This window comes from Candidatus Centipeda massiliensis (genome assembly GCF_900290285.1).
Lineage (GTDB): Bacteria > Bacillota > Negativicutes > Selenomonadales > Selenomonadaceae > Centipeda > Centipeda massiliensis.
Window position 1 is genome coordinate 187297 of sequence record NZ_LT985754.1, and the last position, 17584, is coordinate 204880.

Sequence of the window (17584 nt, forward strand, 5' to 3'; positions counted from 1 at the left end):
CAAGCGGTCGGACACTTATCTGCCTAAATACCTGCGGATTCCAAACGCGCTGCGCTTGAACGATTAAAATCCGCAGGGGGCAGAACGTGTCCTCTATTCCGCTTGCTCCACTAGGGTTTGCTACGAAGCATCGCGTAGCTGCAATTTCCCGACACACAAGCGAGAAAAGCCCCGCAAACATAGACTTTTGCCCGCGAAAATGCTATAATCAATGTGGATTATTATGCAACGAACACGAAGAGGTGACATTTTGGATCTGGATTTTGGACAGGGACGCATCGTCCCGGTCAACCTCGAACACGAGATGAAGAACTCCTACATCGACTATGCAATGAGCGTCATCGTGGCGCGCGCACTGCCCGATGTACGCGACGGCCTGAAGCCCGTGCATCGCCGTATCCTCTACGCAATGCAGGGCTCGGGCATGACGAGCAGCAAGCCGTACAAGAAATCGGCGCGCATCGTCGGTGAAGTGCTCGGTAAATATCACCCGCACGGCGACACCTCCGTCTACGATGCGATCGTCCGCATGGCGCAGGACTTCTCCATGCGCTATATGCTTGCGGACGGGCACGGCAACTTCGGCTCCGTGGACGGCGACTCCGCCGCCGCCATGCGCTACACCGAGGTGCGTATGTCGAAGATCGCCGAGCTGATGCTGCGCGACATCGATAAGGAAACAGTCGACTTTACGGACAACTACGACGGCTCGGAGAAGGAGCCGACCGTCCTCCCCGCGAAGTTCCCACAGCTCCTCGTCAACGGCACGGCGGGCATCGCCGTCGGCATGGCGACGAACATCCCGCCGCACAACATGGTCGAGGTCATCAACGGGACGCTGATGCTCATCGATAACCCAGAGACGACCATCGAGGAACTCATGGGCATCATCAAGGGACCCGACTTCCCAACGGCGGGGCTCATCCTCGGCACGGAGGAGATCCGCAAGGCATACCTGACGGGACGCGGCGTGGTCAAAATGCGTGCGCGCGCCCACATCGAGACAATGTCGAGCGGCAAGCCGCGCATCATCGTCACCGAGCTGCCGTATCAGGTCAACAAGGCACGCCTCATCGAGAAGATCGCCGAACTCGTCCGCGACAAGCAGATCGACGGCGTAACCGATCTGCGCGACGAGTCCGACCGCAGCGGCATGCGCATTGTCATCGAGCTGCGCCGCGACAGCGCACCGAACGTCATCCTCAACCAGCTGTATAAGCACACGCAGCTGCAGGACAGCTTCGGTGTCATCATGCTCGCCCTCGTCGACGGGCAGCCCGTCATCATGAACCTGAAACAGATGCTCGGACACTACATCGCGCATCAGGAAACGGTTATCACGCGGCGCACCCAGTACGAGCTTGGGAAGGCGGAGGCACGCGCCCACATCCTCGAAGGACTGACCATCGCGCTCGATCATCTGGATGCTGTCATCACGACCATCCGCGAGAGCCGCACGGCGGACATCGCCCGCACGGCACTGATGGACGGCTTCAAACTCACGGAGAAGCAGGCACAGGCGATTCTCGACCTCAGATTGCAGCGCCTCACAGGTCTTGAGCGCGAGAAGATCGAGGAGGAGTATCAGGAAGTCCTCAAGATGATCGAGGAGCTGAAAGGCATCCTCGCCGACCGCACAAAGGTGCTCACCATCATCAAGAACGAGCTGATCGAGGTGCGTGACAAGTACGGCGACGAACGCCGCACAGAGATCACGTTCGACGCGACCGAAATGGACATCAAGGATCTCATTGCCGAGGAAGACGTGGTCGTCACACTCACGCTGAACAACTACATCAAGCGCATTCCTCTGGACACCTACCGCCGCCAGCGGCGCGGCGGGGTCGGCGTGAAGGGCATGGGGACGAAGGAGACCGACATCGTCAGCGACCTCCTTATCACGACGACACATCATGACATCCTCTTCTTTACCAACCGCGGGCGCGCGTTTGTCCTCAAGGCATACGAGATCCCCGAGAGCGGCAGGCAGGCGAAGGGCACCGCCATCGTCAATCTCCTCGCCGTCGAGAGCGACGAGCGCATCACCGCCGTCATCCAGATCAAAGAGTTCCGCGCCGACCGCTTCCTCTTCCTCGCGACGAAGTACGGCGTGGTGAAGAAAACACCGCTCGCCGAGTTTGCGAACATCCGCAAGAGCGGTCTGCGGGCGGTCAACCTCGACGAGGACGACGAGCTGATCGGCGTCAAGTTCACCGACGGCGACAGCCGCATCATGCTCGGCACGCGCCACGGCAAGGCAATCGCCTTCCCCGAGGACGGCGTGCGCTCCATGGGACGCGTCACGCGCGGCGTGCGCGGCATAAGTCTCAGCGACGGCGATGAGGTCGTCGCGATGGACATCCTGAAGCAGGGCTCCGAGGTGCTCACCGTCACCGAGGGCGGCTACGGCAAGCGCACCACCGCCGAGGAGTACCGCACGCAGACGCGCGGCGGCAAGGGGCTCATCAACATGAAGGTCACCGACAAGACCGGCCCCGTCGTCGGCATCCGCGTCGTGCGCGAGAATCAGGAACTCATGCTCATCACCACCGAGGGCATCGTCATCCGTACCACCGTGGACGAAATCTCCCTCATCAGCCGCAACACACAGGGCGTCAAGCTCATGACCCTCGGCGAGAGCGACCGCGTCGCCTCAATGGCGACGATGAATCGGATGGTCGACAATCCGGGCGAGTAAGGGGAGAGATAGCGTTGGTTCAGGAAATCTATGCAGGGAATTTTGAGCCGCAGACACGCAACTTCCCATTTGAGCTGCATCCGGAGCATACGCTCCTGACGCTCGGTGCGCGCAGCTACCTCGTGAGCGGGGAATCGTATCACACGACGACGGCTGCCAATATCCTTGTCGGGAAATACAGCTCCCTCGCGCATAATCTGGCGTTCTATCTGGGGCTCAATCACAATTATCATATGGTCGCCACCTATCCGTTCGCCTACGTGCTCGACGGAGATGTGTCCGGTACGCACGCCGCCTCATACAACCGCCATCAGATCATCATTGGCAGCGATGTCTGGATCGGCGGAGATGTGACGATCATGAGCGGCGTCCGCATCGGCAGCGGTGCCGTCATCGGGGCAGGGGCGGTCATTGCAAAGGATGTGCCGCCCTACGCCGTCGTCGTCGGCAATCCCATGCGCATCATCAAATACCGCTTCGATGCGGAGACGATTGCGCGACTGCTGCGCATCAAATGGTGGAACTGGCGGCAGGAGGACATTGAGCGGCATATCCCGCAGTACAAGGATGATCTGCCCGCATTTTTGGAGCGCTTCGACCCTGGCGTACAGGAGGAACCGCCCGATGCAGCGGCTGCGGCAATCCGTGAACTGCGTGCCGACGGGACTTCCGTCTCCTACCTGATCCCGGACTTTGAGAAGGAGCTATCCTATGCCGTCTGGCCACACGTGATCGACAGCTTCCTTGCCGCATACACGGCAGAGGACAAAACGACGCTTGTCGTTGCGCTGTCCGACCGGGAGGGCGTAGATGCTTATGCAGAGATGATTGCCCGCCGCATCGCAGAGGCGGGGGAGAGCGCCCCGCTGATCGTAACGCATGACGTTCAGGGGGATCTGCCGTATTCCCGCGCGGCACTGCAGGCGTCAAGCGCATATATCACGACGCGCGAGGCGATCTGCTCGGCTGCCGTAGAGGACGCGGCGGAGGCAGGGCTCGCAATCCGCTACGGACTCGATGTGGGGGAGATGCTTTTTCCGCGGCTGTGACCGCAGTGATTGTCAGAGAACGAACAGCTTCCAACCATCAGGCAGCGAAGGACACTGAGCCATGATCATTGAGATTGCAGGCTATGGAAAAGCCATTTTTCTGGAGGAAAAACTCACACAGTACGCTCTGAACCCATTGAAGGATCGTCACAAAGCAGCGGCATTTCATGCAGCACTGGGTTATCAGCTGCAGGATGCCGATGCACTTGCGCGCAATGTTGCCGCACATATTAATAATTTTAAGGAATCGCTGATAAAATGAAGTCCGTCAGATTGGCGTAGATTTTTCTGTCCGATTGAGGAGGCAAACCGGACGCATAGCCAAAGCTATGTGGAGGATTTGCCGACAAAAAGCAGGCAAAAAAGATATGCTAAGATGGCGCGGCTGAATTTATCAGTGCTTCCTTAAGCCGATCGAGAAACCCGATAATGGATATGGGAAGCGATTTCAGATATTGATGACGCTGACAGGAAAAAATGGGAAAACAGCAAAAGTAATGACTGCGTGGATTGAGGACAAAGATACGGGGATCATCCGATTGACGTCAATCTATGTAAAGGAGTGAGATGATGGACATTAAACTATATGATAAAGTGCGGCTCAAGTCTGGTGAGACCGCCAGCATTGTAGAAATCTATGAAAATGGCGTTGCGTACGAAGCAGATATTGATCGATTGGACGGCAGCATTGATACTGACACGATCCGACAGGAGGACATCCTCACGATTGTAACAGAAAGTGCCGCATAGATTGTAGGAATCGCCGATAAAATAAAGGAATCGCTGATAAAATGAAGTCCGTCAGATTGACGTAGATTTTTTGTCCGAACAAGGAGGCAAACCGGACGCATAGCAAAAGCTATGTGGAGGATTTGCCGACACAGTGCGGGCAAAAAAGATGCGTCAAGATGGCGTGGCTGAATTTATCAGTGCTTCCTAAAGTCCCTCAGACTGGCGTAGATTTTTCGTCCGAACAAGACGGAAAGTCCGTGCTTCCTGTAAGCCACATCAGAGAACGAACCACACAAAAACGCTCCGCTTCTCGGCCGAGAAGTGGAGCGTTTTTCGTCTGCAATGTATGGGAATCACCGATACGTCCCGAGGTATTCCGTCCAAATCTCCTCCGGGACGAGGCGGCCGCCCGTCGCCCATGCGATCTGTGTGGCGTGCGCGAGGCGCTGCTCCGTGAGTCCGTGTGCCACGCAGTAGGCGCGTCCTGCAGGGAAGCGCAGGAGCCCCAAGGGGCCGGCGAACGCGGCGCAGCTCGACGGCTCGATGCGGATCCCCTCACTCTGATCGAGGGCGCGGAGGTAGTCGTAGAGATGCGCTTCGGAGACGGTGAAGTCGCCCGCCGCATGATTCGTCATGATGCGCGTGACGAGGCTGGACGGGCTGGCACAGGCAAGTCCGTCCGCGTCCGTCCTGCCCGCGATCCCGTAGTCATGAACGTTCGCACGCTCAAATTCCTGCGTCGCGATGCCGAGGAGGACGGAGGGGCACTGTGCCGGCTCGACGAAGAAGCAGTGCACATCGTCATGGTAGAGGCGGCGCAGCCCGTAGGAAACACCGCCCGGCGCACCGCCAACCCCGGCGGGGATGTAGACGAGGAGCGGATGCTCCGGATCGACGGTGATGCCCTGCGCCGTGAGCTGCTCCTTGAGACGCTCGGCGGCGACGGCATAGCCGAGGAAGAGGTCGACGGACTTCTCATCGTCGACGAAATGACTCATGGGATCGGCGTCCGAGGCGCGCCGCCCCTCGGCGACGGCACGTGAGTAGTCGTCCGCATACTCGATGACCTCGACGCCGTGACTGCGCAGGAGGTTCTTCTTCCACTGCTTTGCGTCCGCCGACATGTGCACGCGCACGCGGAAGCCGATGGCGGCGCTCATGATGCCGATGGACATGCCGAGGTTGCCGGTCGAGCCGACCTGCATCGTGTACTGCGCAAAGAAGTCCCGCAGATCGGCAAGCTTTGCATAGTCATCTGTACGCGTCAGCCGCCCCGCCGACAGCGCCAGCTCCTCCGCGTGCTTCAGCACCTCGTAGATGCCGCCGCGCGCCTTGACGGAGCCGGCGATGGCGAGGTGACTGTCCATCTTGAGCAGGAGCCGGCCGGGGATCTCGGCATCGTACATCTCGGCAAGGTGCCGCTGCATCTGCGGGATGGCGCGCAGGGGCGACTCGATGAGTCCATCCGTCTCTGCGGTCTCGGGGAAGGCGCGGCGGATGAACGGGGCAAAACGCCGAAGGCGTGCGGCGGCATCCGCGATGTCCGCATCGGAAATGACAAGCTGTGAGAGCCCGTCCACCGTGTCAAACGGCAGAAGGCGCGGATTGATCCACAGCGTTTCCTCTGTGTCCAAAACGGCGCGGAGCGAGGGATCGGCGGCAAGCAGTGTATCTCTGTGCATGGAAATCTCCTCTCATCACACCTGCACGACGGAGACGGAGCCGTCGCTGCTGACGGCGCGGCACACATCGGTGTAGACTTCGACAAATTCGTAGCCGCCACGCGCAGCGAGGGAACGAGCGCGCTCCATGCCATTGGGCAGCGCCTGCCCGCGCTTGTAGTGCTCGATGATGTTCGCGGCAATCGTGAGGGTGTGCACCTCGTACGGGTCGCCGAGGTAGCATTTGGACACAATGCCGATCAGCACGCCCGCGAGGTCGACGATCTCGGGGAACTCGGCGCGAATGGCGTCGATGATCGCCGAACGCTCCGCCGCATTCATCGTGTGTCCGCCCGCGTCGAGCTTGTGAATTGCCTCGATGTACGCTTTCGAGCGCGGCTGCTTGAGGCGGCGGTTCAGCTGTATGGCGGTATCGGTATTCGTCTGGGTCTTCGCGGGGGCGGCAGTCAGGCTCAGCTTGCTTTCCTGTGACGTTTCCGTCCCGTTTCGGTTCAAAAGCGGTCTTGGCATATTCGTTCCTTCCTATATTGTTTCGACGACGCACCGACGCGAACGCTCATCTCGGTTTACTTCCCTAAGGTTCGCTTTGGGGAATTGCACTGTACTCATCATCATAAGAGCAAATCTCACACCAGCACCTTGCGCGTGCGCGTCTCGGTGGATTTCCTCAGCGCGGTCTCGCTGCCGATGGGTCTGCCGCTCGCGGGCACGGCACGCTCCCGCCCCCAGTCGCGGATGGCGGCGATCTTCTCGGGTGCCGTCTCCGAGAGTGGGACGACGTTGCCGAACGCGGTGCGCAGGTTCTCCTCATGCAGCGTGAAGTCGGGATTTGCAATGACGCGGTAGGCGAGGTCGCGGACGGTGGACTCCAGATCCGCGCCCGTAAAGCCGTCCGTCATGGCGACAAGGGTGTCGGCGAACGCGCCCGCAAAGTCCAGCTCCAGATACTTCCGCATATAGAGGCGCAGGATGTCATAGCGCTCATCGGCGGTCGGCAGATCGACAAAGAACAGCTCGTCGAACCGTCCGCGCCGCAGCAGCTCCGACGGGAGCATGGAGACATCGTTTGCCGTCGCCACGACAAAGACTTGCTTGCGGCACTCCTGCAGCCAGAAGAGGAACTGCCCGACCATGCGCGTGGAGACGCCGCCGTCGTTGGAGCTGCCCGCACCCGAGAGCCCCTTTTCGATCTCGTCGATCCAGAGGATGCACGGCGCGACATTCTCCGCCGTCATGAGCGCGTCGCGCAGCTGCTGCTCCGTCTGTCCGACATAGCTGCCCTGCACCGTCGCAAAGTCGAGGCGGTAGAGCGGCAGCTTCCAGTTTGCCGAGATCGCCTTCGCGGAGAGCGACTTGCCGCAGCCAGGCACGCCGACGAGGAGGATGCCGCGCGGCGATTTCAGACCCTTCTCCTTGAGCAGGCTGCGCTTCTCGGCAGTGAAGAGGAGGCGCTTCTCGTCGAGCCAGCCGCGCAGCCCCGCAAGCCCCCCAACGTCCTGCACACTCTCGTCGACCGTGATCTTTTCCAGCCCCGAGATATCGGAGAAGAGGCGATCCTTCGCCGTACGCACCTCGTCCATATCCTCCTTGCGGATGGATTTCTTCGCGATCAGCGCCGCTATGACATTCTCCGCCTCAATGGCGGTGACACCGCTGAGGATGGACGCCGCCTCGCGGATGTCCGTATCGTCCCATGCAATCGAAATTTCCGCGCGGTAGTCGTCGATGTAGCCGCGCACAATCGTCTCCATCTCGTCCTCGTCGGGCAGCGGCAGCTGCAGCATCAGCCCAAGCCGCTGCAGACGGTTCCAGACCGCGGCAGTGGTGAGGACGATGATCTGCCCGCCCGTCTCGTTCGCGAGCGTCACGAGGTCGAGCAGCTGACGCGCATCGTTTGTGTCGGTTCCAATGTCGGGGATCTCCGTGAGGACGAGAGTGACATTCGCGCGGTGCTTCATCTGCTCGCCGATGAAGTCAATCGCCCCGTAGACGGACTTGTCGTCGCTGAGCACCTTGTCTGTCGCGAGATCGTAGACCCCCTTGGAGAGCGTGTGGATAAAAAAGGGGAGTGACAGCTCCGCCGCAACCTCCTTCAGCAGATCGAGCGCGCGGGCGCGCTCCACCGTATGCAGCGTGATAAATGGGATCCGCGCGATGCCGTAGCGTGCGAGGAGTTCTTTGCACTCATTTCGTGCGGTCATAGATGTTCCTCCATTTCCAGTGCATTCACTTGATGCCCCCGCACGAGTGCGCGCATCCTGCCCGTACGGTCACTCTGCGCCGACCGGTCGAGACTCTCCTGCATACGGTCAGCGGCAGACTGCACGAGCGCGGTGAACTGCGTGCGCTGCTCCTCGGGCAGAGCGGGGAGGGCGGCGGCGGTATGCAGAAAGACAAGGCTGCGGCGCAGGGCGAGGAGCGCCCCGATCATCGCACGCTCATCCGCCGCGCGCTTCATGTCCCGATCAAAAACGTCGGAGGCGCGGTTCATGCGTGCGTTCAGCGCATCGGAGAACCGCTGTGCGAACCGCTCGGCGACGCCGGACTGCCAGACCAGCGTGCCCGTGCGCATGGCGTGCAGCACCTCCTCATCCGCCGAGCCCTCCGCGAATGTCTTGAGCAGCGCCGTCCACTGCGCATACGTCTTCGGCGGGGCGATCATGCGCGGCTCCTCCGCACGGGCGCCATGGGCGGCTCAAGGTTCCACGCGGGGAGCCCTGCGGCAAGCACCTCGGAGGTATGACCACAGCTGCGCAGCTCCTCATCGGAGGGCAGCGCTGCGGGGCGGATGGGGGCAAACGCTGTGCTGTGCCGCGCGGCAGACGTATGCGACGCTCCGTCGCTGCGGGGAGCAGCCCCCTTTTCAATCGTCGCAAATGGATTTTTCTCACTCATCGCATTACTCCTGTACTCGTATCCTGCGGTCACTGTCCATATTGATGCGGAACTGATCGGCATGCAGCTCCGTGAGGAAATCAATGGTCTGCTGACTCTGCCCGTCGAGGGATTCGTACTCCATACGCCAGTCCACAACCTCGGCGAGGATGCCGCGCAGGATCGCGGCTCCCGACTCGCCCTGCTCCGCATAGTTTTTCAGCAGCTCCTCACGCCGCAGCGCGAGAACGGCATTTGCATTCCGGTAGTTGAAATAGATGAGCCCACCGATGATCGCACCGATCACGAGACCGATGGGACCGCCAAGCACAAGCCCGAACAGCAGCGGCAAAATCCCCGCCCACTGGCAGATCTTCTGCCCCGTCGTCAGCTGCAGCTGTGCCAGTGCCCGATCGCGCTCAAAGTCGTTCCATGCGGCAAAGCGCGTGAGGAGCGCCTCCTCGTTCTCGCCGTCCGCCGTCTCCCCCTCGAACGCACCGATCTTGAACGGGATGATATGCGGAACGGCGGCGCGGTTCTGCGCCGTATGGTCGCGGTACGCCGACAGGATCCAGTCCTTCGAGATCGCGAGCGCCATCTTCTGCGTGGTGACACTCGCGCGCGTCTCCTGCGGATTCATCGCCGCATCCGTCAGCAGCTGCATAAAGTCACGCCGCTCCTCAAACGCCTTTTCCTTCAGCTTCATCTCGCGCTTGGCACGCGCCTCATCGCCGCCCGCATCGACCACCAGCTGCTCAAGAGCAGCGGCGGCACGAATGGGCTGCTCCGCCGCATCAAAGTCCGTGACGAGGCTCGTGAGCGTATCGTCCAGCCCCTGCACAAGGGTGCGCAGCGGCGGCTTCTGCTCAAAAATCTGCTTCAGGTGCTGGTAGAACTTTGCGTGCAGAGCCGCACCGCCAAGCACGCGCTGCAGATCGGCGGCAATCGGGCTGTGCTTCGCGAGATAGGGATAGGTGTCCTCCGCGGGCGCATCATCCTGCATGACGGCGAGCGCCTTCTGCCAGCGCTGCTCCTGCTCCTCGATGAAGCCCGGCTGCTCCGCGAGGCGGAGGATCCACGCGTCGATCTGCCGCGCGATCAGCCCCTCGGTATCGCGTCCCAGAAGACCGCTCGCATACGCATCGACAATGAGAATCGCCTTGCGATCCAGCGCCGTCTCATCCTGCCGCATGAGGTAGTGCTGTGCCCAGCGCAGGGCGGAGGAGGTACGTCCCGCGCGGCGGCAGACGAGCGCAAAAAAGAGCGCCGTCTTCTCCTCATCACGCCGGAGCGCCTCCGCGAGCGCGCGCCGGGCGATATCCTCGTGGTCGCTGATCCATGCGGAAAGGGCAACCAGCGCGGGCGCAAGCCAGTACTCCGGCGCGCGCAGCATCAGCTCCTCGCTCGCCGCGCGGATCGTCTCCTGCCGCACGAGGGCAAGATCGTTTGCCTGCAGGATCCCCTTCGTCGTGCGGCGGATGACGGCATAGTGCCCGTACTTTTGCTCCAGCTCCTGCCGCAGCTTTACGAGGCGCGTCTCAGCGAGCTGCGCGCGGGAGGCAAGGCGGTGCGACTCCACAAAGGCATGGAAATCCTCCGTCAGCTCCTCCAGATCTCCGCGCAGATCCTCGACATTCCTGCCGACGGCAACGACATTGGAGTTCGTGGTGTCGATATACTCACCCAGTTCCCGCAGACGGCTCGCAATGTGCGAGAGATCCGCCTGCGCAATGACACGGTTGCTCATACATTCCCCTCTTTCTCTACAACAGATGACATACAGATTATAGCATATTTTTAGAATTCGTGAAGCAGGACATAATCCCCCCGTCACGAATGTATATATATATATATATATATGGGATATATGGATAAAGGGAATTACGGAAGCACTGATAAATTCAGCCCAATCATCTTGGCGCATCTTTTTCGCCCTCTCTGTGTCGACAAATCCTCCACATAGCCCTTGCTATGCGTCCGGTTTGTCTCCTTGATAGGACAAAAAATCTACACCAATCTGATGGACTTCATTTTATCAGCGATTCCTTACGAATCTTTTGCCAACGGGGAGGCAGATGTTTTTCTATGCTTTTTGATCGAACACGCATGACTGGTGATACCATCAGTCAGATCGCCACGCCGCATGGGATAGGCGGCATCGGCATCATACGCATGAGCGGAGCGGACGCGCTCCCCATCGCACAGCACATTTTTCATCCTGCAAAGGGCGGCGCACTGGGGGAAGTCGCGCCCTATACGGCGCGCTTTGGACAGGTGCGCGCAGCGGACGGCGCGATCCTCGACGAGGTGATCCTCCTCTATATGCGCGCACCGCATTCCTATACGGGCGAGGATGTCGTGGAGCTGCAGTGCCACGGCGGCACCGTTGTACTGCGCGAGGTGCTCCAGCGCACATGGGAGGCGGGAGCGCAGCCGGCAGAGCCGGGGGAGTTCACAAAGCGCGCCTTTTTGAACGGGCGGCTCGACCTTGCGCGCGCCGAGGGCGTGATGGAGCTGATCGCGGCGAAGAGCACGCGCGCCGCACGCGCCGCACGCGAGCGTATGTCGGGCGCCCTCTCGTCGGAGATCACCCTGCTGCGCGCGCGTCTGCTCGGAGCGATTGCGCGCATCGAGGCGGGGATTGACTTCCCCGAGGACGATATCCCCGCGCCGGAGATCGCCGCCCTACAGGAGGATATCACCGCCGCCCGCGCCGGCGTCCACCGGCTCCTTGCGGGGGCGGAGGCGGGGCGCATCCTACGCGAGGGGGTAAAGACCGTCATCGTCGGCCGGCCGAACGTGGGCAAGTCGAGCCTGCTCAACGCACTGCTCGGCACGGAGCGTGCCATTGTCACCGATGTTCCCGGCACAACACGCGACGTGATCGAGGAGGAGATCAGCATCGACGGTATCCCGCTGCGCCTTCTCGATACGGCGGGACTGCGTGCGGCGGAGGATGCGGTCGAGCGGCTCGGCGTCGAGCGCACAGAGCAGCACCTGGCGGATGCCGAACTGGTACTCGCCGTCTTTGACAGCTCCACGCATCTGACGGCGGAGGATCAGGAGCTGCTCGCACGCCTCCGCACAATGCGTGCGGACATCATCATCCTCTGCAACAAGGAGGACTGCGCCTCCGTCCTGCGCGTGGCGGATTTCGACGGGATCAACGCCCCCGTCCTCATGATCTCCGCGCACGCGGGCACGGGACTCGATGCACTGCGCGAGACGATTGCCGCACGCGTGCAGCAGATGGAGGGCGGACTCGACGATGGCGCACTGCCGAACAAGGAGCGCGAGACCCGCGCACTGGAGCACGCCGCAAAGCATCTCGACGAGGCGGCAACCGCCCTCGCACAGGGGCTTGGCACCGACTTCGTCTCCATCGACCTGCGCAGCGCATACGAGATCCTCGGCGAGATCCTCGGCGAGACCGTGGACACCGACCTCATCGACCGCATCTTCAGCGAGTTCTGTATTGGAAAATAATGCAGACAGTAGGTAAAAAAAGGGACTGTTGCACGAAGCTAGAAAACTTCGTACGACAGTCCTTTTTATATGCGCAGAACATACTGCCCTGCATAGACCACGAGAATACAGACAAGAACAAAGAGATACTCCCGCACCGAACCGACCGTAAAGAGCCGTACGCCGATCTTCTGCGTCGGGAAGATCCCGGGCACCTTGCCACAGACAGCGTCCTCGGCGATGTGGAGCAGGGCACCCGCAAAAATCCACGTAAGAACGTGGAAAAAAACCGCATCGTAGAAAAAGAATGCCTCCGCCTGCATGAGCCCGCCGATCAGCGCGAGGTAGAGGATCGGCCAGTGCGACCAGCCGCGATGCCGGCTGCGCCACGTGCGCCAGCCAACGCGCTGCGGCGTGCCCTCAATCTTGTCCGGCAAAACCGCTCCTACCGCAGCCGCAGCGGTCAGCAGCGGATCCGCAGTAACGGCATAGGCAATCGTCCCCGTGAGGGTGACGTGAGATACCCATTTCACGAGAGATGCTCGCCTCCCATCACGCACACAGGCGAAAACCCATGGTACGTACCAAAGCCCAGCAGATCGACCGCCATAGAGAGTGCGAGACCGCCGCCCCCGGCAAAGAGTTCAATATTCGTATACGTCATGCGATATTCTGTTACTGCGCAGCTGCAGCATACTCCTCGACCTGTGCCCGCGCCTCCTGCATCACATCGGCAAGGCGGATCTCCTCCATCGTGCGCTCCATCGCGCGCTGAATGGCGGCGAGACGGGCATCGAGGATCGTGTGGATGCTGCGGCCGACGGGGCAGGCGGGGTCCGGGTTCTCATGAAAGCTGAAGAGTGCCTCTCCGCTGATACACTCGGTCGCACGAAAGACATCGGCAAACGTGATCTCCGCAAGCGGCCGTGCGATGTGCGCGCCGCCCTCGCGTCCACGTGCGACGGTGATGAGTCCTGCGCGGCGCAGCTGTCCGAGAATCCGCCGAATGACAACGGGGTGCGCCCCGATGCTCTCCGCAAGGCTCTCGCTCGTCATCGGTGCCTGCTCTCCGTAGAGATCGACACAGATCAGAATGTGAATGGCGATGGTGAAACGACTTGAAATCTGCATATTGTACCCTCCGCTGTTCTGTATCTTTATGATACAACGAGTCGGGAGAAAATGCAAGGAAGGGCGGATAAAGGATCTATGGCAACTGTTACATATTTGCGATGCGTACTCCACGCAGAACCCTCGTTACGCAAGCGGACGTGTGCTCGTCCGCGAGGGAATCACGGACGCATTCAGTTGTCCATCTTGGCACATCTTTTTCGCCCTCTCTGCGTCGATCAATCCTCAGCATAGCCACCGCTATGCTTCCGGTTAATCTCCTTGATAGGACGGAAAATCTGCACCAATCTGAACAGCATCATTGCGTTCGTGATTCCCCAATACCTGCGGATTCCAAACGCGCTGCGCCCCTCCGATTAAAATCCGCAGGGGGCGGGTCGCACACTCTACGCCGCTTGCTCCACTAGGGTTTGCTTAGGAGTACTGCATTTGCTTTTGTCCGGAACACTTATCATAGTGCCCAGATAAATTCAGCGCACCCGCAGCATTTATCCGAATGCCGCCGCCACCTCAAGCTGGCGCCGCACGTCCAGCAGCAGCTTGTAGTGGACGGCGCACCCCTCATGCACGAGTTTCTTCACCGTCGCCGGCTGCCAGAGCGAGTGGATCACAATGCCGCTGTGAAGCGCAACATCTGTGCCGTCCGCGCCGCTGCCGATGAGCGGTCTGCGCGCGATATTGATGTAGCCAAGCCTGCCGTGACGGCGTGCCGACGCACCCACCATGATCGGTGCAAGCACGCAGCCGTGCAGGATGGGGAGGATGATATTGCGCCGCCGCGCGAGCAGACGCGCCGCGTTGCGGCGGATGAGCCGCAGCTCCTTGTCCTCACGTCCTGCAAGGCAGGTGAGGACATACTCGGTCGCGGCGCGCAGCGTCAGCTCCTTCCCGGCTGCCGTATGGATGACCGTTGCGCTGCCGCCCTGTGCGCCATGCACGGGTACGATTGCGAGAATATCCGCCGCTGCGGGAAGTTCCTGCATGAGCATATCTCTCTTCGTCCAGTTCATTTGGATCTCCTTTCATTGTCCTCCTGTCTGCCGTTGGCGGGACGCACAGACACGAGATGTGATAAATCAATCACCTGTTCCTTTCTGTTTTGTATTATATAGAAAATACGTTTGCTTGTAAAGAAATTTTTCGCTCGACTCCTCCTTTTTCTGTTCACGGCAAGTACCCAAGCGTAAACATTACGAACGAAAGGAGTTGATCCCGATGGCACGCAAAGATGCGACGAGCAAACTCACGCTCAAGGTCTCGACGGGTGTCGGTGCAGACGGCAAGACGATCTACAAGAACCGTATGATCGGCGGCGTTGCATCCACCCTCGCCGACGCGGACGCCCTCACGATCGGGCGGGGACTCGCAGGTCTCCAGAAGCACGGTCTGAGTCAGGTGCTGCGTACGGACACCGCCGTCCTCGACGACTAAGCGGTGACGGCTGCATGACGGAAAGGAGGTGGAAATGATGTCGACAAAGAAACAGCTGCGCATGACGATGACGATGTCGAGCGGCAAGGAGATGACAATGAGCCTCGCAGACCCGAAGGACGGTCTCACGAAGGCGGAGGTCGCAACCTGTCTGCAGACGGTCATTGACAAGAAGGCGATTGTCGCAGGGGAGGCGTATCCCGTCTCCGTCAAGGACATTGCCATTCAGACGGTAGACACGGAAAAGCTGGTCTAACGGCTTTCCGGTAGATGGAGCTGCTGCACGAGGCAAACACAGACCTTGTGCAGCGGCTCTTTTTGTGTGCGAATTTCCATCTGTATTTTCGTAGGGAATCGCTGATAAAATGAAGTCTGTCAGATTGGTACAGATTTTTCGCCCTGTCAAGGAGACAAACCGGACGCATAGCAAGGGCTCTGTGGAGGATTTGTCGACACAGAGAGGGCGGAAAAGATGTGCCAAGATGGCAGTGCTGAATTTATCAGTGCTTCCTTAGGGGAAAACAGGTATAATAGGAACCGTACAAAGGATGGGAGGCGGCTATGACAGCTTTCGAGGACATTCTCGCCCGACGTGCGGCAGAGGCGCAGATCGCGCTGACACCGGAGCAGATCGGGCGATTTGCAATCTACTATGAGATGCTCACGGACTGGAACACGCGCATGAACCTGACGGCGCTGACGGCACCCGAGGACGTGGCGGTGAAGCATATCATCGACAGTCTGACGGCGTACGATGCGGCACTCTTTGATGAGGCAGCGACGCTGATCGACGTGGGCACGGGTGCGGGGCTGCCGGGCATCCCGCTCGCCCTCTATGCGCCGCATATCGCCGTGACACTGATGGATGCGCTGCAGAAGCGCGTGCGCTTCCTCCGGGAGGTGACGGCGGCAATGGGGCTCACGAATACGCGCTGCATTCATGCGCGCGCGGAGGAGGCGGCACGGCAGGCGGAGCACCGCGAGCGCTACGACATCGCCGTGAGCCGCGCAGTGGCGCGCATGCCCGTGCTGCTCGCATACACACTGCCGCTCGTGCGCGTGGGCGGAACACTGCTCGCGCTGAAGGGACGTGCCTACGCAGAGGAGGCGGCAGAGGGCGCGGCGACGGCAAACGCCCTCGGCGGCGGGAGAATCCACGCACGCCCCGTACATCTGCCGGGGCTGGACGATGTGCGTGCGATTCTCGCCGTGCGCAAGGAGCGCCCGACGCCGAACGCATACCCACGGCGGCAGGTGAAAGGAAAAGGGCGGGGAAAATGACCCGCTTCCTTTGATGGCGACTCCCGAAAATAAAGGATTTCTCCGCTTTGTGTCGAATAAATTAAAAATGATGAGTCTACGTATATTTGCTGTGTCGTTTTTTCGGTGCGGCATACGAGTCAATAAGGGGATGACGAGATGAAACGATGGAGAGGGCTGGCGCTTGGGACGCTGACCATGTTCCTCCTGTCCGCACCGCTCGCAGAGGCGGCGGCACAGGATGCGGCACACACGATGACGGTGGAGGAGCGCGACGCCGTACGCGCCGCAAAGGCTGCCGAGCGTGCGCAGCGGCAGGCGGAGCGCGCGGCCGCCAAGGCAGAGCGCAAGGCTGCACTTGCCGCCGCCAAGGCGGAGCGTGCGGCGGAAAAGACTGACGCACCGACGGCACAGCCGGCAAAAGCCCCCTCCCTGCCTGCTCCACAGACAGCGCCGCCCCCTGCGGCTGCGCCGGAGCCTGCCGCAGCGGAGACCGCAGCACCGGAGCACGCAGCAGCAGAGCCCGTGGCAGCGGAACCTGCAGCAACACCGTCAGCACCACCAGCAGAGACCGCCGCTCCTGCACGGCAGCCCTCGGAGAAGCAGACGGCGCGTACCGCACGTCAGCAGGCACTGGCGGAGCGCAAGGCGGAAAGGGAGGAGCGCAAAGCAGCGCTCGCTGCGGCGAAGGCGGAAAAACGCGCCGACACAGCCTCTGCAAAGGCGGACAGGCGCGCCGCGCAGAAGCAGCGCCGGAGCGAGAAAAATGCACGCTTCAAGACACTGTTCGTGGACAACGGCTTTACCTACTATCTGGACACAAAGGGAACGCGTTGGGTTCCGCGCCCCTACAACACCGAGGAGTACATGATCGACGCATGGGTACGCCTTGTGGAGAACACCACCGGCGCACCGGTTGCCGAGAATGGCAAGATCCGCCCGGCAAAGTATTTCCTCGAACATTACTACATCAGTGAAAAGCGCCAAGAGATCATGTTCCTCTCGGAGCTGGAGGTCAGCGGCCGTCCCGACAACGCAGTCAAGGAGCGTGCCTACGACCCGCGCCACTGGGAAAAGCTCGTGCCCGGATCCATCGAGGATGCACTCTATGAGGCGATTACGGAAGAGATGCCGTCGCCGCCGGGACAGCGCGGGGGAATTTTCAGCGGCACAAGCGGCATGAGTCTGCGCGACATGATCGAGGAGTACGGGCGTATTTCGTTCTGATCTAAGTGAGAGGAAGTGGGGTGCTCATTTTGGTG

22 protein-coding genes and 1 pseudogene are annotated in these 17584 nt (G+C 60.5%); 12 read left to right on the forward strand and 11 right to left on the reverse strand.

Going from position 1 to position 17584, the window contains the following annotated elements; all coding sequences use genetic code 11:
• Positions 1-250 precede the first annotated feature (250 nt).
• From gyrA to C8273_RS12850, 6 genes and pseudogenes are all read left to right on the forward strand, one after another.
• Positions 251-2698, forward strand: coding sequence for a DNA gyrase subunit A (gene gyrA / locus C8273_RS00950; RefSeq protein WP_106626002.1), 2448 nt, complete (start codon positions 251-253; stop codon positions 2696-2698).
• Between the two features lie 14 nt (positions 2699-2712).
• Positions 2713-3747: a CatB-related O-acetyltransferase gene (locus C8273_RS00955; RefSeq protein ID WP_234343764.1), complete on the forward strand. Its 1035-nt coding sequence runs from the start codon at positions 2713-2715 to the stop codon at positions 3745-3747.
• Between the two features lie 61 nt (positions 3748-3808).
• A complete protein-coding gene (locus C8273_RS00960; protein ID WP_106626003.1) occupies positions 3809-4009 on the forward strand; it encodes a hypothetical protein in 201 nt (66 codons plus the stop codon).
• A 151-nt stretch (positions 4010-4160) separates the two neighbouring features.
• Positions 4161-4313: a DUF6883 domain-containing protein gene (locus C8273_RS13465; protein ID WP_407695399.1), complete on the forward strand. Its 153-nt coding sequence runs from the start codon at positions 4161-4163 to the stop codon at positions 4311-4313.
• A 4-nt stretch (positions 4314-4317) separates the two neighbouring features.
• Complete coding sequence (locus C8273_RS00970; RefSeq protein ID WP_106626004.1) at positions 4318-4497, forward strand: hypothetical protein; 180 nt, start codon at positions 4318-4320, stop codon at positions 4495-4497.
• Between the two features lie 65 nt (positions 4498-4562).
• Positions 4563-4685, forward strand: a pseudogene (locus tag C8273_RS12850) (secretion protein HlyD); the annotation flags it as partial.
• 147 nt (positions 4686-4832) lie between these two features.
• Here the strand turns inward: C8273_RS12850 and dsdA are convergent.
• The 7 genes from dsdA to C8273_RS12855 form a co-directional block, all read right to left on the reverse strand.
• Positions 4833-6161 (reverse strand): D-serine ammonia-lyase, encoded by a 1329-nt coding sequence (gene dsdA, locus C8273_RS00980; protein WP_106626005.1) that lies wholly within the window; start codon positions 6159-6161, stop codon positions 4833-4835.
• Positions 6162-6176: 15 nt separating this feature from the next.
• The gene (locus tag C8273_RS00985; protein WP_106626006.1) at positions 6177-6671 is read right to left on the reverse strand and encodes a hypothetical protein; all 495 of its coding nucleotides are present in this window, start codon (positions 6669-6671) and stop codon (positions 6177-6179) included.
• Positions 6672-6787: 116 nt separating this feature from the next.
• Positions 6788-8362 carry an AAA family ATPase gene (locus C8273_RS00990; RefSeq protein WP_106626007.1) on the reverse strand — a complete coding sequence of 525 codons (1575 nt, stop codon included), beginning with the start codon at positions 8360-8362 and terminating at the stop codon, positions 6788-6790.
• Positions 8359-8823, reverse strand: coding sequence for a hypothetical protein (locus C8273_RS00995; RefSeq protein WP_106626008.1), 465 nt, complete (start codon positions 8821-8823; stop codon positions 8359-8361). Before C8273_RS00995 ends, C8273_RS00990 begins: the two co-directional genes overlap by 4 nt.
• Positions 8820-9056: a hypothetical protein gene (locus tag C8273_RS01000; protein WP_106626009.1), complete on the reverse strand. Its 237-nt coding sequence runs from the start codon at positions 9054-9056 to the stop codon at positions 8820-8822. The genes C8273_RS00995 and C8273_RS01000 overlap by 4 nt, the downstream gene beginning before the upstream one ends.
• 4 nt (positions 9057-9060) lie before the next feature.
• Positions 9061-10782: a hypothetical protein gene (locus C8273_RS01005; RefSeq protein ID WP_106626010.1), complete on the reverse strand. Its 1722-nt coding sequence runs from the start codon at positions 10780-10782 to the stop codon at positions 9061-9063.
• Positions 10783-10916: 134 nt separating this feature from the next.
• A complete protein-coding gene (locus C8273_RS12855) occupies positions 10917-11042 on the reverse strand; it encodes a secretion protein HlyD (RefSeq protein WP_234343874.1) in 126 nt (41 codons plus the stop codon).
• A 99-nt stretch (positions 11043-11141) separates the two neighbouring features.
• Between C8273_RS12855 and mnmE the strand changes: the two genes are divergently transcribed.
• On the forward strand, positions 11142-12521 hold the full coding sequence (gene mnmE / locus C8273_RS01015) for a tRNA uridine-5-carboxymethylaminomethyl(34) synthesis GTPase MnmE (protein WP_106626811.1): 1380 nt from the start codon (positions 11142-11144) through the stop codon (positions 12519-12521).
• Positions 12522-12586: 65 nt separating this feature from the next.
• Here mnmE and C8273_RS01020 read toward each other — a convergent pair whose 3' ends face one another.
• From C8273_RS01020 to C8273_RS01035, 4 genes are all read right to left on the reverse strand, one after another.
• Positions 12587-13033, reverse strand: coding sequence for a metal-dependent hydrolase (locus C8273_RS01020; protein WP_106626011.1), 447 nt, complete (start codon positions 13031-13033; stop codon positions 12587-12589).
• Complete coding sequence (locus C8273_RS13350) at positions 13030-13164, reverse strand: hypothetical protein (protein WP_267895784.1); 135 nt, start codon at positions 13162-13164, stop codon at positions 13030-13032. Before C8273_RS13350 ends, C8273_RS01020 begins: the two co-directional genes overlap by 4 nt.
• An 11-nt stretch (positions 13165-13175) precedes the next feature.
• Positions 13176-13631, reverse strand: a complete 456-nt coding sequence (locus tag C8273_RS01025) for an Rrf2 family transcriptional regulator (protein WP_199820963.1) — start codon at positions 13629-13631, stop codon at positions 13176-13178.
• Between the two features lie 488 nt (positions 13632-14119).
• Positions 14120-14641, reverse strand: coding sequence for a hypothetical protein (locus C8273_RS01035; protein ID WP_106626012.1), 522 nt, complete (start codon positions 14639-14641; stop codon positions 14120-14122).
• Positions 14642-14846: 205 nt separating this feature from the next.
• Here C8273_RS01035 and C8273_RS01040 point away from each other — a divergent pair, with 205 nt between their 5' ends.
• The 5 genes from C8273_RS01040 to C8273_RS01060 all read left to right on the forward strand — a co-directional run bounded on the left by C8273_RS01040 (position 14847) and on the right by C8273_RS01060 (position 17549).
• Complete coding sequence (locus C8273_RS01040; RefSeq protein ID WP_106626013.1) at positions 14847-15062, forward strand: DUF1659 domain-containing protein; 216 nt, start codon at positions 14847-14849, stop codon at positions 15060-15062.
• A 37-nt stretch (positions 15063-15099) separates the two neighbouring features.
• Positions 15100-15318 carry a DUF2922 domain-containing protein gene (locus tag C8273_RS01045; RefSeq protein WP_106626014.1) on the forward strand — a complete coding sequence of 73 codons (219 nt, stop codon included), beginning with the start codon at positions 15100-15102 and terminating at the stop codon, positions 15316-15318.
• Between the two features lie 109 nt (positions 15319-15427).
• On the forward strand, positions 15428-15577 hold the full coding sequence (locus C8273_RS12865) for a secretion protein HlyD (RefSeq protein ID WP_106626015.1): 150 nt from the start codon (positions 15428-15430) through the stop codon (positions 15575-15577).
• A 46-nt stretch (positions 15578-15623) separates the two neighbouring features.
• Complete coding sequence (rsmG, locus tag C8273_RS01055) at positions 15624-16343, forward strand: 16S rRNA (guanine(527)-N(7))-methyltransferase RsmG (protein ID WP_106626016.1); 720 nt, start codon at positions 15624-15626, stop codon at positions 16341-16343.
• Positions 16344-16481: 138 nt separating this feature from the next.
• Positions 16482-17549: a hypothetical protein gene (locus tag C8273_RS01060; RefSeq protein ID WP_199820965.1), complete on the forward strand. Its 1068-nt coding sequence runs from the start codon at positions 16482-16484 to the stop codon at positions 17547-17549.
• The last annotated feature ends 35 nt before the right edge of the window (positions 17550-17584 follow it).

Bases quoted from the DNA above. Each gene is read 5' to 3' on its own strand.
- C8273_RS00995 (WP_106626008.1), bottom strand. From the start codon at position 8,823: ATGATCGCCCCGCCGAAGACGTATGCGCAGTGGACGGCGCTGCTCAAG.
- rsmG (WP_106626016.1), top strand. From the start codon at position 15,624: ATGACAGCTTTCGAGGACATTCTCGCCCGACGTGCGGCAGAGGCGCAG.
- C8273_RS01035 (WP_106626012.1), bottom strand. From the start codon at position 14,641: ATGAACTGGACGAAGAGAGATATGCTCATGCAGGAACTTCCCGCAGCG.
- C8273_RS12865 (WP_106626015.1), top strand. From the start codon at position 15,428: ATGAAGTCTGTCAGATTGGTACAGATTTTTCGCCCTGTCAAGGAGACA.
- C8273_RS01045 (WP_106626014.1), top strand. From the start codon at position 15,100: ATGTCGACAAAGAAACAGCTGCGCATGACGATGACGATGTCGAGCGGC.
- C8273_RS00990 (WP_106626007.1), bottom strand. From the start codon at position 8,362: ATGACCGCACGAAATGAGTGCAAAGAACTCCTCGCACGCTACGGCATC.
- C8273_RS01040 (WP_106626013.1), top strand. From the start codon at position 14,847: ATGGCACGCAAAGATGCGACGAGCAAACTCACGCTCAAGGTCTCGACG.
- dsdA (WP_106626005.1), bottom strand. From the start codon at position 6,161: ATGCACAGAGATACACTGCTTGCCGCCGATCCCTCGCTCCGCGCCGTT.
- C8273_RS01060 (WP_199820965.1), top strand. From the start codon at position 16,482: ATGAAACGATGGAGAGGGCTGGCGCTTGGGACGCTGACCATGTTCCTC.
- C8273_RS01000 (WP_106626009.1), bottom strand. From the start codon at position 9,056: ATGAGTGAGAAAAATCCATTTGCGACGATTGAAAAGGGGGCTGCTCCC.
- C8273_RS00985 (WP_106626006.1), bottom strand. From the start codon at position 6,671: ATGCCAAGACCGCTTTTGAACCGAAACGGGACGGAAACGTCACAGGAA.
- C8273_RS00960 (WP_106626003.1), top strand. From the start codon at position 3,809: ATGATCATTGAGATTGCAGGCTATGGAAAAGCCATTTTTCTGGAGGAA.
- C8273_RS00970 (WP_106626004.1), top strand. From the start codon at position 4,318: ATGGACATTAAACTATATGATAAAGTGCGGCTCAAGTCTGGTGAGACC.
- C8273_RS01025 (WP_199820963.1), bottom strand. From the start codon at position 13,631: ATGCAGATTTCAAGTCGTTTCACCATCGCCATTCACATTCTGATCTGT.
- mnmE (WP_106626811.1), top strand. From the start codon at position 11,142: ATGACTGGTGATACCATCAGTCAGATCGCCACGCCGCATGGGATAGGC.
- C8273_RS01005 (WP_106626010.1), bottom strand. From the start codon at position 10,782: ATGAGCAACCGTGTCATTGCGCAGGCGGATCTCTCGCACATTGCGAGC.
- C8273_RS13350 (WP_267895784.1), bottom strand. From the start codon at position 13,164: ATGACGTATACGAATATTGAACTCTTTGCCGGGGGCGGCGGTCTCGCA.